This is a genomic window from Paracoccus sp. M683 (assembly GCF_007096355.1).
Taxonomy (GTDB): Bacteria; Pseudomonadota; Alphaproteobacteria; order Rhodobacterales; family Rhodobacteraceae; genus Paracoccus.
The window spans coordinates 619,324-633,489 of sequence record NZ_VKDF01000001.1; the positions used below are offsets into that span (position 1 = coordinate 619,324).

14 protein-coding genes and 1 pseudogene are annotated in these 14,166 nt (G+C 65.4%); 4 read left to right on the plus strand and 11 right to left on the minus strand.

Translation table 11 applies throughout. The features are described 5' to 3' along the window. Position 1: 1 nt before the first annotated feature. Positions 2 to 1,057 carry a saccharopine dehydrogenase gene (locus FNJ84_RS02845; protein WP_143791388.1) on the minus strand — a complete coding sequence of 352 codons (1,056 nt, stop codon included), beginning with the start codon at positions 1,055 to 1,057 and terminating at the stop codon, positions 2 to 4. Positions 1,058 to 1,190: 133 nt separating this feature from the next. Between FNJ84_RS02845 and FNJ84_RS02850 the strand changes: the two genes are divergently transcribed. After that, a complete protein-coding gene (locus FNJ84_RS02850) occupies positions 1,191 to 1,958 on the plus strand; it encodes an MBL fold metallo-hydrolase (RefSeq protein WP_143791389.1) in 768 nt (255 codons plus the stop codon). Positions 1,959 to 1,997: 39 nt separating this feature from the next. On the opposite strand, the gene FNJ84_RS02855 is transcribed toward FNJ84_RS02850, so the two are convergent. The 10 genes and pseudogenes from FNJ84_RS02855 to FNJ84_RS02900 form a co-directional block, all read right to left on the minus strand. Next, entirely contained in the window at positions 1,998 to 2,645 is a 648-nt protein-coding gene (locus FNJ84_RS02855) for an RluA family pseudouridine synthase (protein WP_143791390.1), read from the minus strand. After that, positions 2,642 to 3,268, minus strand: coding sequence for a LysE family translocator (locus FNJ84_RS02860; protein ID WP_143791391.1), 627 nt, complete (start codon positions 3,266 to 3,268; stop codon positions 2,642 to 2,644). The genes FNJ84_RS02855 and FNJ84_RS02860 overlap by 4 nt, the downstream gene beginning before the upstream one ends. A gap of 87 nt (positions 3,269 to 3,355) precedes the next feature. Beyond that, the gene (locus tag FNJ84_RS02865; RefSeq protein ID WP_143791392.1) at positions 3,356 to 3,949 is read right to left on the minus strand and encodes a GFA family protein; all 594 of its coding nucleotides are present in this window, start codon (positions 3,947 to 3,949) and stop codon (positions 3,356 to 3,358) included. Beyond that, positions 3,946 to 4,338, minus strand: a complete 393-nt coding sequence (locus tag FNJ84_RS02870) for a GFA family protein (protein ID WP_143791393.1) — start codon at positions 4,336 to 4,338, stop codon at positions 3,946 to 3,948. Before FNJ84_RS02870 ends, FNJ84_RS02865 begins: the two co-directional genes overlap by 4 nt. Next, positions 4,316 to 4,768: a GAF domain-containing protein gene (locus FNJ84_RS02875; RefSeq protein WP_143791394.1), complete on the minus strand. Its 453-nt coding sequence runs from the start codon at positions 4,766 to 4,768 to the stop codon at positions 4,316 to 4,318. The genes FNJ84_RS02870 and FNJ84_RS02875 overlap by 23 nt, the downstream gene beginning before the upstream one ends. A 94-nt stretch (positions 4,769 to 4,862) precedes the next feature. Then, positions 4,863 to 6,410, minus strand: a pseudogene (locus tag FNJ84_RS22300) (amidohydrolase). A gap of 108 nt (positions 6,411 to 6,518) precedes the next feature. Then, a complete protein-coding gene (locus FNJ84_RS02885) occupies positions 6,519 to 7,256 on the minus strand; it encodes a GntR family transcriptional regulator (protein ID WP_221931917.1) in 738 nt (245 codons plus the stop codon). Beyond that, positions 7,240 to 8,220, minus strand: coding sequence for a D-erythronate dehydrogenase (denD, locus tag FNJ84_RS02890; RefSeq protein ID WP_143791395.1), 981 nt, complete (start codon positions 8,218 to 8,220; stop codon positions 7,240 to 7,242). Before denD ends, FNJ84_RS02885 begins: the two co-directional genes overlap by 17 nt. A 68-nt stretch (positions 8,221 to 8,288) precedes the next feature. Next, the gene (locus FNJ84_RS02895) at positions 8,289 to 9,437 is read right to left on the minus strand and encodes a fumarylacetoacetate hydrolase family protein (RefSeq protein WP_143791396.1); all 1,149 of its coding nucleotides are present in this window, start codon (positions 9,435 to 9,437) and stop codon (positions 8,289 to 8,291) included. A gap of 75 nt (positions 9,438 to 9,512) precedes the next feature. Continuing rightward, on the minus strand, positions 9,513 to 10,724 hold the full coding sequence (locus FNJ84_RS02900; RefSeq protein WP_143791397.1) for an SMP-30/gluconolactonase/LRE family protein: 1,212 nt from the start codon (positions 10,722 to 10,724) through the stop codon (positions 9,513 to 9,515). Between the two features lie 120 nt (positions 10,725 to 10,844). On the opposite strand from FNJ84_RS02900, the gene FNJ84_RS02905 reads away from it, so the two are divergent. From FNJ84_RS02905 to FNJ84_RS02915, 3 genes are read left to right on the plus strand one after another with little or no spacing between them, the layout of a single operon-like run. After that, entirely contained in the window at positions 10,845 to 12,626 is a 1,782-nt protein-coding gene (locus FNJ84_RS02905; protein ID WP_143791398.1) for an IlvD/Edd family dehydratase, read from the plus strand. 24 nt (positions 12,627 to 12,650) lie between these two features. Further along, entirely contained in the window at positions 12,651 to 13,394 is a 744-nt protein-coding gene (locus FNJ84_RS02910; RefSeq protein ID WP_143791399.1) for an SDR family oxidoreductase, read from the plus strand. A gap of 1 nt (position 13,395) precedes the next feature. Continuing rightward, on the plus strand, positions 13,396 to 14,163 hold the full coding sequence (locus tag FNJ84_RS02915) for an SDR family oxidoreductase (RefSeq protein WP_143791400.1): 768 nt from the start codon (positions 13,396 to 13,398) through the stop codon (positions 14,161 to 14,163). Positions 14,164 to 14,166: the final 3 nt, after the last annotated feature.

The following is a 14,166-nucleotide window of genomic DNA, read 5'->3' on the forward strand; positions in this document are numbered from 1 at the left end:
GTCAGACCTCGCTTTGATGCTGGTTGAACAGGGCCCGCGCGCGGCCCCATGGCCCGGCCTCGATCCGGTCAAGCTGTTGCAGAACCGGCAACAGCTGGCCGGCATAATCTGCGCTGCTTTCGCGCGGCAGCATCGAGGGCAGGTTGTCGATGGCCATCACATCCAGCACCGGCTGGTCGGCCACGCGCAGCACCGGCTGGTCCCAGCTGGTTGTGCGGTCATAGACCTTGATCGGGGAAAATTCGCTGGTCGGGTCGCAGGCCACATCGCCGATCACTGTCAGCGCGCGACCGGGACGGGTGGCCTCGGCCGGCACAAAGACCGGGCAACCGGGGCTGGCCAGAATGGCGTTGATGAACAGGTCATGCGTCAGGATTTCGGGGAAAGGCCCGCCATGTGCTGTCTCGGCCATGTCCCAACGGGTGACGGTGCAGCCCATCTGGGTCAGCAGGTCGCTGGCGCCCGTGCCCACGCGCCCGCCCGCGCCGATGACGATGGCCGTGGGGCGCGGATGGCCGGTGCCGTCCAGCACGGCGCGCAGATCGTTGGTCATCGCGGCCTTGTCAGGCCAGGCATGGACCGGCGGGCAGATCCTGCCCTGCCGCTGCGCCGCCCAGGCCCTGAGCGACACCGCCGCCCCGGCATAGCCCGCCCAATAGCCGAATGCGGCCAGCCGCCGGCCGTTTTCGTCAAGCAGATATTCCAGATCATACAGCGCCCCGCCGCCGGCCTTGAATCGGCGCAGCAGGATCTGCCCGGCGGGTTGCCCCTTGAAGGCATGGCCGAACATGATGTGACGATGGCGCAGCGGGGTGCCATCCTCGGGCAGTTCCTTCAGCCCGAAGATGATGGCGTCATCGGGTGCGTCTACCCATGCGCCAAAGGGCGTGATCTCGGCCCCGGTCTTGCTGTAATGGCCGGTGGGGATGATGCGGTTGGGGCTGTCCTCGACGGTGACCTGCATGCCGCCCGCGATCAGCGCGGCGACGCCTTCGGGGGTGATGCCCACCCGGTCTTCATTGGGGCGGCTTTCCGCCCGGACCCACAGATGCACCATGCCATCACGCCCCTTGCTTGTTCCCGCCGTATCTAGGCCAGCAGACAGCCCACCACAAGCGCCCCGGAACCCGCCATGGGCCGCCGCGTTGACCTGTCGCAGCCCAGATTGACCGATGACAGGAGATCCGCAGATGCAGTTCAACCGCCGCTCCAGCCTGAAACTTGGCGCCGCCGCGCTTGGCATGGCCGCGATTCCGCGCCTTGCCGCCGCGCAGGACGCAAACAGCTTTGCCGTCGAGGGCGGCAATCTGGTGATCCATCCGGTCGATCACGCCTCGATGGTGATCCAGACACCGTCACAGGTGATCTGGGTCGATCCCGTCGGTGGGGCCGAGAAATACGCCGCCCTGCCGCGCCCTGGCCTGATCCTGATCACGCATGAACATGGCGACCATTACGACGCCCCGACGCTGGAAGCCATCGGGACCGAGGCCCCGATCATCACCAATCCCGCCGTCCACGCCATGCTGCCCGAGGCGCTGAAGGCCCGCGCCACGGCGATGGAAAACGGCGGCCAGGCGATGCAGGGCGATATCGGGATCGAGGCCGTCCCCGCCTACAACGTGACCGAGGACCGGCTGCAATATCACCCCGAGGGGCGCGACAACGGCTATGTCCTGACCATTGGCGGCAAGCGCGTCTATATCGCCGGCGATACCGAAGATACGCCCCAGATGAAGGCCCTCACCGGCATCGAGATCGCCTTTCTGCCAATGAACCTGCCCTATACGATGACCGTGGAACAGGCGGCGGCCGGCGTCGAGGGCTTCAAGCCGGCCTTCGTCTATCCCTATCACCACCGGGGCAGCGATCTTGAGGCGTTCAGGGCGCTGGTCGAGGGCGGAACCTCTGGCAGCCAGGTGATCATCGCGGATTGGTATCCCGGCGGCGGCGCGTGAACCGGGCAAGCGCCGCGTTTTGCGCCCCATCCGGCCCGTCTAGAACGGCACCGGCGCGGTAAAGGTCATCTGCACCCCGCTTTCGGGGTGCTTGATCCGCAGGCTTTCGGCATGCAGCATCAGGCGCGGAAAATCCGCCGCCGCGCCTGTCGCATACAGCGGATCACCCAGGATCGCGTGCCCGGTTTCCGCCATATGCACGCGCAACTGATGGCTGCGCCCGGTCAGCGGGAACAGCCGCACCCGGCTTTCGTCATCGCCCGCACGCAGGACGCGCCAATCGGTCTGGGCGGGCTTGCCCTCGGCATGGTCGACCTTCTGGCGCGGGCGGTTGGGCCAATCGACGATCAGCGGCAGATCGACGGTGCCGGTCTTGGGTTCCAGCCGCCCGGTCACGCGGGCCAGATAGGCCTTTTTCGTGCGCCGATCCTCGAATTGCTTGGACAGGTGGCGCTGCGCGTGGGGGGTCAGGCCAAAGATCATCACCCCGGATGTGTCCTGATCCAGCCGATGCACCAGCAGGATCGTCGGAAATGCACCGCGCAGGCGTTCGATGGCGCAATCGGCCTTGTCCTCGCCCCGCCCCGGCACCGACAAAAGGCCAGCGGGCTTGTTCACCACCAGAATCTCGTGATCGGCATGGATCACATCGGGAACACCGGGCGGCGGGGCGTAGGTAAAGCTCACTTCACGACCAGCCGCACGGCCAGCGCGGCGAACATGACGGCGGCGATCTTGTTCACGACACCAAGGCGCTTGCCCAGCACTTGACCGGCCAGACCCCCGACAATGCCGTAGCCCATCGTGACCAGCGTGCCGGTAAAGGCGAAGATCAGGCCCAGCCCCAGGATCTGCTGCCAGATCGGACCATAGGCCGGGTTGGTGAATTGCGGCAGGAAGGCCAACAGGAACAAGACCGGCTTGGGGTTCAGGATATTCGACAGCGCGCCGCGCCGGATGATATTCCACGGCCTGCGCGCGGCCTGCGCGGACGGATCGACCGGCCCGGCAGTCCAGCTTTTCCAAGCCAGCCACAGCAGATAGGCGGCACCGGCATATTTGATTGCCAGCAGCGCCTCGGGATGGGCGGCGACCACGGCGCCCAGGCCCACAGTCGCCAGCGTCAGGTGAAACAGCACCCCCAGCCCCACGCCAAACCCCGCCAGTGCCCCGGCGCGCGGTCCGTTCTGGATGCCGCAGGCGCTGGCGAAGAACACGTCCTGACCGGGGGCAAAGTTCAGAACCAGCCCGCCGGCGACAAAGGCCAGCAATTGCGCCAACGGGATATTGGCGATGGTGTCCCAGATCATCTTCGTCGCCCCTGAATTGCGGATCACCATCCGCGCCTGCCCGCTGCATCCAATGCGGCCACCGAAACGTCAAGCGGTCAATGCAGCCTATTCCATCGCGGTCTGGGGCAGTCCATCGGCGATGTCATAGTAATCGCCCTTGTCATCGGTCCAGATATGTTCCCCCAGGCGCAGCCCGGTCGGATTGGTCACCGCCCCCGCCGAAACCGAAATGGCCTCGCGCCCGTCGAGCCGCCAGAACAGCGACGATCCACAGGCAGGGCAGAACCCGCGCTCGGCCCGGTCCGACGACCGGAACCAGCGCACCGGCCCGGTAATCCGGGGCAGATCATCGGCAATGTCATAGTAATCGCCTTTGTCCTCGACCCAGATATGCCCGGCCAGTTGCAGTCCCGTCGGGCTGTCCACCGCCCCGGCCGAGACCGCGACCCCGCCATCCGCGCCCCCGATCTGGCGCCAGAACAGCGAGGCGCCGCAGGTTGGGCAAAAGCCGCGCTCGCCGGTTTCCGAGGATTGAAACCAGGTCACCTCGCCATTGATCTGCGGGCTGCCCATGTGGAAGGCCGCGACGACATGGCCGGTCCATTTGCGGCAGCGGCTGCAATGGCAGATGGTGACGCGCGGGCTTTCGGCATCGCCCGAAAAGCAGACGCCGCCGCACAGGCAGGAACCACGGATCATTCCTGACCCTCTTGCGGCAAGCCATCCTCGATCTGGTAATAGTCACCCTTGTCCTCGACCCAGATATGCCCGGCCAGTTGCAGCCCCGTCGGCGCATCGACGCAACCCGCCGCGACGTCGATCTTGTCCGACCCGAGATTGCGCCAGAACAGTGACGAGCCGCATGTGCCGCAGAAACCGCGCTCGGCCCGCGCGGATGACTGAAACCAGGTCACCTCGCCCTGAATGGTCAGGTCGCTGGGCAATGCCGCCGCCCAGACATGCCCGGACCAGCGCCGGCACTGGCCGCAATGACAGGCCCGCAGCGGATCGTCGCCCCAGCTGCCGTGAAACCGGACCTGCCCGCACAGGCAACTGCCCGAGAATCTATTGCCCGCCGAATGTGTCATCCAGAATCGCCCCCAGCCGCGCCGCGTCCTCGCCGGTGAAAGCGTCGGGCAGATCGCTGTCGATGTCCAGCACGCCGATCAGCCGGCGGCCCTTTCCCCAGACCGGCAGCACGATTTCGGAACGGGTCGAGCTTGCGCAGGCGATATGACCGGGAAATGCGTCGACATCGGGGACAAGCTGCACCTCGCCCATGCGCGCCGCAGCGCCGCAGACTCCGCGCGAAAACGGGATCACAAGGCAGCCATGGCCACCCTGATAAGGACCGATCTTCAGCAGTTCCGGCCCGACTACGCGGTAAAAGCCGGTCCAGTCGAAACGGTCGTCCGACTGGTGAATCTCGCAGGCCAATGTTGCCATCAGCGCGACCTCGTCGGTCTCGCCTTCGGTCAGGGCGCGGATACGGGCGGCAAGGGCATCATAATCGGTCATGCCGCCTGTCTAACCCAACCCGCCGCCGATGCAATCGGCAGCGGGCCGGAACCATCATTTCGGTCGGTTACGGGGCGGAATAGAGATCAGCCGCTTAAACGATCTTGCCGCCAACCATCCTCAGCACCGATTCGATGCCCGAGATCTGCTCGGCAGGGACCGTCATGTAATCGGCGGACAGAACCGCAAGATCGGCCAGTTTCCCCACCTCCAGCGTGCCGCGCACATCGTCGTCATGGGCGACCCAGGCCCCCTCGACCGTGTAAAGGCGCAGCGCCTGTTCGCGGTCAGGCAGCTGCGCGGCATCCCGCGTCGGATTGCCGGCCACGGTCTTGCCGTCCAGCATCCCTTGCAGCGTCACGAAGGGATTACAGGTGGCGACCCGGTGCGCATCGGTTCCCGCGCTGATGCGCAGATCCATGTCGATGGCCGTCACGATCGACGGGTTCCGTTCCGGGTTGTCGCCGCCATATTCGGGCTTGAAATAGGTCTCGCCCTGCATCGTCCAGCCAACGCCCAGGTCTTTCATCCGGCGCAGCGTTTCATCGGATGCATCGTTCAGATGGGCAATCGTCCAGCGCAGATCCGCAATCGGCTGCTGGGCATTCACCCGCGCGAACACGTCCAGCAGATGATGCACCGAGGCGTCGTTGTGACAATGATGCGTCACCGTCTGGCGGTTCTGCGCGGCCCATTGATAGACCTCGAACAGGCCCTGCTTGTCGGCATCACTGGGGTCATCATTGTTATCCATGGCAAAGGTCACACGTTCGCCAATGCCGTTCATATGCAGCAGGTCGTCGCCGAATTGCGCCGGCTTCATCGCGGTAAAAGCCTAGTAATCGGCAAACTCGGTGCCTTGCTGCTGTGCCATGACGGAATAGGCCACGCGCATCGTCAGCTCGCCGTCCTGCCACAGCCTGAAAAGCGCAGTGTATTTCTCGGGCGTCATGCCAAAGCCGCCCGGATCGCCGACACCGGTAACGCCAAGGCGGTTCAACTCGCTGAAAAAGCGTCTTGTGCCCTCGACCTGCTCATCGGCGGCCGGCGCGGGCAGCCTGGCGAACAGCGGCACCATGCCGCCGATCACCCAGCCAGTCTGTTGGCCAGCGGCGTCAAGTTCCAGCGTGCCACCGCCCGGCAGATCGGCATCCGAGCCGATGCCCAACGCCTCCATCCCCTTGGGCGTCAGCAGAGCGCGTTCATAGAACAGCTGGACATAGACCGGATTGTCGGGGGCGGCATGTTGGGCCGTATCGCTGATCAGCTTCCGCGCCTCGGGGATCGAGGGCGATCCGATCCAGTTCACCTCGGTCGAGAAGGACAGCGCGGCGCGGATGGCGTGCATATGCGAATAAATCAGGCCCGGAATCACCGTGCGGCCCTGAAGGTCGATGGTTTCGATATCGCCCGCCGCAGCCAGAAACCGGATTTCGTCATCCGATCCGATCGCGGCGATCCGCCAGGCCGAGATCGCCACAGCCTGCGCAACCGAGCTTTGTCCGTCCAGCGTGAGGACCGTGCCATTGACCAGCAGCAGATCCGGCGTTTGGGCTAGGCCGGCGGTGGCGGTGGCATGCCGGACACGCGGTCCTGGCCGATGCGCAGGGGCCGGAAGCCGGGAACGCGCAGACCTGACCATTTTAGGACGGAAGATCCGGCCCGCTCAGGCGTGGGGGTCCAGTTCTGGTAGACGATGATCCAGCAGGTCGCCTTGCGGCGGGGTCACGGTGCCGCAAGCGGCGCCTGGCTATGCGCCCTCGGCGCCGTCGGCCAGCCGGTCGCGCAGCAGGTCCAGCTGCTGCTGGTCGGCGCGGGCGCGATGCCGCTGCTGGGCCAGCCGGGCGGCCTCGGGGTCGCCAGCCGCGAGCGCCTCGACGATGCCGCGATGTTCGATATTCGACAGGGTGGGCTTGGGTCGCAGCGGCACGATCATCGTGCGCGGGCGGTATTGCTGGCCCCAATATTCATCCAGCGCGCTCAGCAGCCGGCCATTGCCGCACATGCCGGCAACGGCGGAATGGAAATCATCATCCATATCAGACCATTGGGCAATATCGCCAGCCTCGGTCAGACGCTCCATCCGGTCAAGCATATGCAACAGGCGGCCATGTTCCTCGGGGCCGAGACCCCGCTTTGCCACCAGTTCGACCGCGCGAATTTCCAGCGCGGACAGGACGTCAAGAATGTCGCGCACATCGTTCAGCGTCAGGCTGCGGACGGTAACGCCATGGCGCGGGCGGATGTCGATGAGCCCCTCTTCGGCAAGGCGGATCGTGGCCTCGCGCACGGGGGTTCGCGACAGCGACAACAGCGCCGCCAGTTCGGTTTCCAGCAGGGTGGTGCCGGGCGCCAGACGGCCGGTCAGGATGCGATAGCGAAGATCGTGATAGGCGCGGTCGCGCGCGGGCAAACCGGCGATGCCCGCCAGGCTGGGGCGCGGGCGGGCTGGCCGGACGAAGGGGGCGACCTTAGGCTTGCTGCTCATGGCCGGTATCGCGGATATGGGCGCGGATGATCTCATGGAAACTGGCGTCAGAGGTGAAACCCAGTTCCAGCGCCCGACCGGGGTCGAAATCGCGCGGCCAGCCGGCCACGATGGCGCGGATGGTCGGATCGGGCTGGCGGCGGACCAGCGCGGCGGTTTCCGGGCCGGCGACATCGGCCAGCGCGGCAAGCATCTGGGCCACCGTCACCGACAGGCCCGGCATGGTCATGCAGCGACGCGGCCCGACCGCCGCAAGGTCCATCGTGGCCGCATGCAGCAGATAACCAAGTGCCGCCGCCGGGCTGGCGACCCAGTGGCGCACATCGTCATCAACGGGCAGCACGGCCTCGACCCCCGCCAGCGGCTCGCGGATGATGCCCGAGAAGAACCCCGAGGCCGCCTTGTTGGGCTTGCCCGGACGGACAACGATCGTCGGCAGGCGGATGCCGATCCCGTCGAAGATACCGCGCCGGGAATAGTCGTTCAGCAGCAGTTCCCCGATCATCTTCTGCGTGCCATAGCTGGTCAGCGGCGCGGTGATGAATGTGTCGGTGATCGGTTCCTCGAAGGGCGTGCCAAAGACCGCGATGGACGAGGTATAGACCACGCGGGGGCGATAGTCGGCCTGCGCCCGGATCGCCTCGAACAGGTGCCGCGTGCCGTCCAGATTGATGCGGTAGCCCTTGTCGAAATCGGCCTCGGCCTCGCCCGAGACGATGGCGGCGAGGTGAAAGATCACGTCGGGCCGGGCGGCGATCAGCCCCCGCACGGTGGAATCGTCGGAAACATCGCCGGCCCGGATGGTCAGTGCAGGACCGTCCTTGCCGGCGGTCAGATCGGCGGGCACAACGTCAAATGCCGTGATCTCGGTGACGGCCTGATCGCCCAGCCTGCCGGTAGCAAGCAGATGCAGGGCCAGCTTGCGACCTACCATGCCGGCCGCGCCAATGATCAGGATCTTCACGATACACCTCCGGGGCCGCCCCGATGGCGGTCAACAGTGTATACATTAACCGTGATCCGGCCGGAAGATCAATCCGTGGCAAGCAATCCGCGCCCGGCGAGATTGCGCATCAGCGCACCCGCGCCGAACTGCCATTCCGGGCATTCGGTCGACAGCGCCACCCGATTGACCAGCGCGCCCAGCATCGGCTCGGCGATGCTGACCAGATCGCCGGGATGGTGGGTAAAGCCCTGCCCCGGCGCGTCGCGATCCTGTGTGGGGGCGAACAGCGTGCCCAGATACAGCATCATCCCGTCGGGATATTGGTGATGCCGGCCAAGGGTCTGACGGACCAGATCGGCCGGATCGCGGCTGATCCGCGACATCGAGGACCGGCCGTCCAGCACGAAGCCATCCGCACCCTCGACCCGCAGCGTCAGTTCGGCCCGGCGCATATCGTCCAGCGAATAGCTGCCATCGAACAGCCGGATGAACGGGCCGATGGCGGCGCTGGCATTATTGTCCTTGGCCTTGCCCAGCAGCAGCGCGGATCGCCCCTCGACATCGCGCAGGTTCACGTCATTGCCCAGGGTCGCGCCCTTGATCCGTCCCTTGCTGTCCACGGCCAGCACGATTTCGGGTTCCGGGTTGTTCCAGCGGCTGATCGGGTGAAGCCCCACCCGCGCGCCCCATCCGACCGAGGCCATGGGCTGACATTTCGTGAACACCTCGGCATCCGGGCCGATGCCGACCTCCAGATACTGCGACCACAGCCCTTCGGATTGTAGCGCCTGCTTGACCTCGGCCGCGCGGTCGGAACCGGGGATGATACCCTTCAGGTTGTCACCCACGCGGGCACCGATCCGGGCGCGAATCTCGGCGGCCAGGTCAGGATTGCCGGCCGCCTGTTCCTCGATCACCCGTTCGACCATGGATTCGGCAAAGGTCACGCCGCTGGCCTTGATCGCCTGCAAATCGGCCGGCGACAGAAGGCGCAGCGCGTCCGGGTCGTCGGATGGATGTTCCAGATCGGCCAGCGCGCACACGGTTTCACCGGGCGCTGTCGCCAGCCAGTCCGCCGGATCGTCCAGTTCCAGCAGATCGCGCATCGTCGGCACCTGTGACGAGGTCACGTCAACCACAGCGCCATCGCGCAGAACGACAAGCGATGGCCCGATGCCGGGCCGCCAGATACGCCCCACGAAAACGCCATCCGCCGGCAGGTCCAGTTGCGCCATCAAAGCCTCCTCTTGCCGCTGGTCGGCGCAATTATGGTATACCATCCTGACCGCCGCAAGTGGCTGGGCAGGTCGTCAGGACGGTCCGGCCCCCTGCGTGGCGGTCGGCAAGGCATAGAGCGACTGGCTGGCGGCCATGAACAGCACGTTCCGCTTTGGTCCACCGAAACAGATATTGCCGCAGACCTCGGGCAAGCGGATGCGACCCAGCAGCGCGCCTTGCGGCGACCAGCAGGTGACGCCGCTATAGCCCACGGCCCGACCCGCATTACTGGAGGCCCAAAGATTGCCATAGACGTCGCAGCGCAGGCCATCAGGCCCGCATTTCACCCCGTCGACCATGCAATCCGAAAAGACCGCGCCATTCGACGCGGCGCCGTCGGCGGCAATGTCAAAGGTCAGAATCTCGCCCTTGCCACCCTCGCCGGTATCGCCCGGCCCCTTTCCGGTGCTGGCAACGTAAAGCCGGCTGCCATCGGGCGAAAAGCACAATCCGTTCGGGTCCTGCACCTGGGCTTCCTCGATGACGCGGGCGATGCTGCCATCGGCCGCAATGCGATAGATGCCATGGCCCATCTCGCGCCTGGCCGCGCCGATCTCGGGGGGCTGGCCCAGGGTGTTGTCGATCAGCCCGTCGGGATTGGACGGCCCGCCAGCCGCATCTGGCGCGCCCTCATACAGCTGCCCGCCATAGGGCGGATCGGTGAACCAGATGCTGCCATCTGGATGTTCGACTACGTCATTGGGAGAGTTGAAGCGCAACCCCTCATAGCGATCGGCAAGGATCGTGACCGAGCCGTCAAGTTCATATCGCACGACCCGGCGGGTCAGATGTTCGCAGGTCAACTGCCTGCCCTGCCGGTCAAAGCTGTTGCCGTTGGAATTGTTCGATGGCGCCCGGAAGGTGCTGACATGGCCGTCCTCCTCCAGCCAGCGCATCTGCCGGTTGTTGGGAATGTCGGACCAGACCAGGAACCGCCCGACACTGTTCCAGGCCGGCCCCTCGGCCCACAGCGCGCCGGTCCACAACCGCCGGATCGGGGCATTGGGCTGGGCCAGACCGTTAAAGGCATCGTCGACGGCGATGACATCGGGGTCCCAGAAATAGACGTTCGGCTCGGCATCCGGGCCAAAGCTGCGGCGCGGTGTGGTGATGGTCGACAAGGGTTCGGGCGGCGCGGCATTCTGGGCACGGGCCATGCCCGATGCCAGCGCGGCGCTGCCCAGACCGATGGCGGCAAGGGATTGGCGGCGGGTCAGACCCCGCCCGAATGACGTGTGACGCATGAAATCTTCCCCTTCACAAAGACGGGGCGGCGGCGGCGCAGGCTGGCGCTTTACAGACCCCGCAAGAATGGTATACCAAAATTGAAAGGCCCGGTAAATCGCCTGATGGTGGAGGAACTCATGTCGGACACACGCGCCAATAAGCGTTTTCGCAGCCAGGAATGGTTCGACAACCCGAACAACCCCGGCATGACCGCCCTGTATCTGGAGCGGTATCAGAATCAGGAATACACGCGCGAGGAACTGCAATCCGAGCGTCCGGTGATCGGCATCGCCCAAACCGGCAGCGATATTGCCCCCTGCAACAAGATCCACGTCTTTCTGATGGATCGCATCAAGGCTGGCATCCGCGACGGCGGCGGCATTCCGATGGAATTTCCGGTCCACCCGATCCAGGAAACCGGCAAGCGCCCTACGGCGGCGCTGGATCGCAATCTTGCCTACCTGTCGCTGGTCGAGGTGCTGCACGGCTATCCCATCGACGGCGTGGTGCTGACGACCGGCTGTGACAAGACCACGCCGGCCATGCTGATGGGTGCCGCCACGGTCGACATCCCGGCCATCGCGCTGAATGGCGGACCGATGCTGGACGGCTGGTGGAAGGGCAAGCGCGCCGGGTCGGGCACCATCGTCTGGGAAAGCCGCCGCCTGCTGGCCGAGGGCAAGATCGACTATGACGAATTCATCAGCCGGGTCTGCGCCAGCGCGCCCAGCCTGGGCCATTGCAACACCATGGGCACCGCCAGCACGATGAACGCCATGGCCGAGGCGCTTGGCATGTCGCTGACCGGCAATTCCGCCATTCCCGCGCCCTTCCGCGAACGCATGAACATGGCTTACGAGACCGGCAAGCGCATCGTGCAGATGGTGCTGGACGATCTGAAGCCATCCGACATCCTGACCCGCGAGGCGTTCGAAAATGCCATCGTGGTCAACGCCGCGATTGGCGGGTCAACCAACGCCCCGCCGCATTTGCAGGCCATCGCCCGCCATGCCGGGGTGGAACTGAACGTGAAGGATTGGGAAACCATCGGTTTCGAGGCGCCCTTGCTGCTGAACATGCAGCCTGCCGGGCAATATCTGGGCGAAAGCTTCTTTCGCGCCGGAGGCGTGCCCGCCGTGATGGGTGAACTGGTCAAGGCCGGGCTGATCCGCGAAGGTGTGATGACCGCGACCGGCAAGACCATGGGCCAGAACCTGACGGGCTGGGCCAGCGAGGATCTGGACGTGATCCGCACCGTGGCCGAACCCATGCGCCCCAATGCCGGCTTCCTTGTGCTGTCGGGCAATCTGTTCGACAGTGCGCTGATGAAAACCAGCGTGATCTCGGCCGATTTCCGCAGCCGCTTCCTGTCGCGACCCGGCGCTGAGGGCGTGCTGGATGCCCGCGCCATCGTCTTCGAAGGCCCCGAGGACTACCACGACCGCATCAACGACCCCTCGTTGAACATCGACGAAAACTGCATCCTGTTCATCCGCAATGTGGGTTGCGTCGGCTATCCCGGCAGCGCCGAAGTGGTGAACATGCAGCCGCCAGATGCGCTGATCAAACAGGGTATCGCCCATATGCCGACGGTGGGCGACGGGCGGCAATCGGGCACATCCGAAAGCCCCTCGATCCTGAATGCCAGCCCGGAATCGGTGGTGGGCGGGGGGCTTGCCCTGCTGGAAACCGGCGACATGGTGCGGCTTGACCTGAACGCGCGTACGATGAATGCGCTGGTCGATGAGGCCGAATGGCAGGGCCGCCGCGACGCATGGCGCGCGCCGGAACTGGTCAACCAGACGCCATGGCAGGAAATCTATCGCAAGCATGTGGGCCAACTGGCCGATGGCGGATGTCTGGAACTGGCCACCGCCTATCACCGGGTTGCCAAAAACCTGCCGCGCGACAATCACTGACAGGGGCACCAAAGGGGGACGAACATGGCCGATCCGAAAACCATCATCATCACCGGCGCCAGCAGCGGCATTGGCCGCGTGACCGCCGAGCATTTCCTGCAAAACGGCTGGCGCGTGGGCCTGATCGGGCGGCGCGAGGATCAGCTGCGCGAGGCCGCTGGCGGCAATCCCAATGCGCTGGTCCTGCCCTGCGACGTGACCCAGGCCGATGCCGTGGATGCGGCGTTCGATCTGATGATCGGGCAATGGGGCCGGGTGGATGTGCTGTTCAACAATGCCGGCACCAATATCCCCGCCGCCACCCCGGACGAGATCAACCCCGACGATTTCCGCATGGTCATCGACGTGAACCTGAACGGCATGTTCAACGCCGCCCGCGCGGCGTTCCGGGTGATGCGCAGCCAGGACCCTCAGGGCGGGCGGATCATCAACAATGGCTCGATTTCCGCGCATGTGCCCCGGCCCGGTTCCATCGCCTATACCGCCAGCAAACATGCCGTGACGGGGATGACGCGGTCGATCTCTCTGGACGGGCGGCCCTATGACATTGCCTGCGGGCAGGTCGATATCGGCAATGCGCTGACCTCGATGGCGGAACGCATGACGACGGGCGCGACACAGGCCGACGGATCCACCAAGGTCGAAGCGGTGATGGACGTGCAGCGCGTCGCCGAGGCGGTGATGTATATGGCCACCCAGCCCGAGGGGACGAATATCCAGTTCCTGACGGTCATGGCGACCAAGATGCCCTTTATCGGACGTGGCTAGGATGAGCCTGTCGCTGTTCGACCTGACGGGCAAACGCGCCCTGATCACCGGATCGTCGCAGGGCATCGGCCTTGCGCTGGCACAGGGGCTGGCGGCTGCCGGGGCCGAAATCGTGCTGAACGGGCGCGATCCGGGCAAGCTGGAGGCAGCGGCAGACGGCTTGCGCGCCGATGGCTACAGCACCAGCATTCTGGCCTTTGACGTAACCGATCATGCGGCGGCCCGCGCCGCCGTCGACGGGTACGAGGCCGATCACGGCGCCATCGACATCCTGATCAACAATGCCGGCATGCAGCACCGCGCGCCGCTGGAGGATTTCCCCGAGGACGCCTTTCAGCGCCTGTTGCAGACCAATATCGCCAGCGTTTTCAACGTGGCGCAGCCGGTCGCGCGTCACATGATTGCGCGGCGGGCGGGCAAGATCGTGAATATCGCCAGCGTCCAGACGGCGCTGGCCCGGCCCGGCATCGCGCCCTATACGGCGACCAAGGGCGCGGTCGCGAACCTGACCAAGGGCATGGCGACGGATTGGGCGAAATACGGGCTGAACTGCAATGCCATCGCGCCGGGCTATTTCGACACGCCGCTGAATGCTGCGCTGGTTGCCGATCCGGCCTTTACCGACTGGCTGACCAAACGCACGCCAGCCGGGCGTTGGGGCCAATTGCCCGAGCTGATCGGCGCGGCAATCTTTCTGTCGTCGCAGGCATCCAGCTTTGTGAACGGCACGACGATCTTTGTGGATGGCGGCATCACCGCCTCGGTTTAAGGG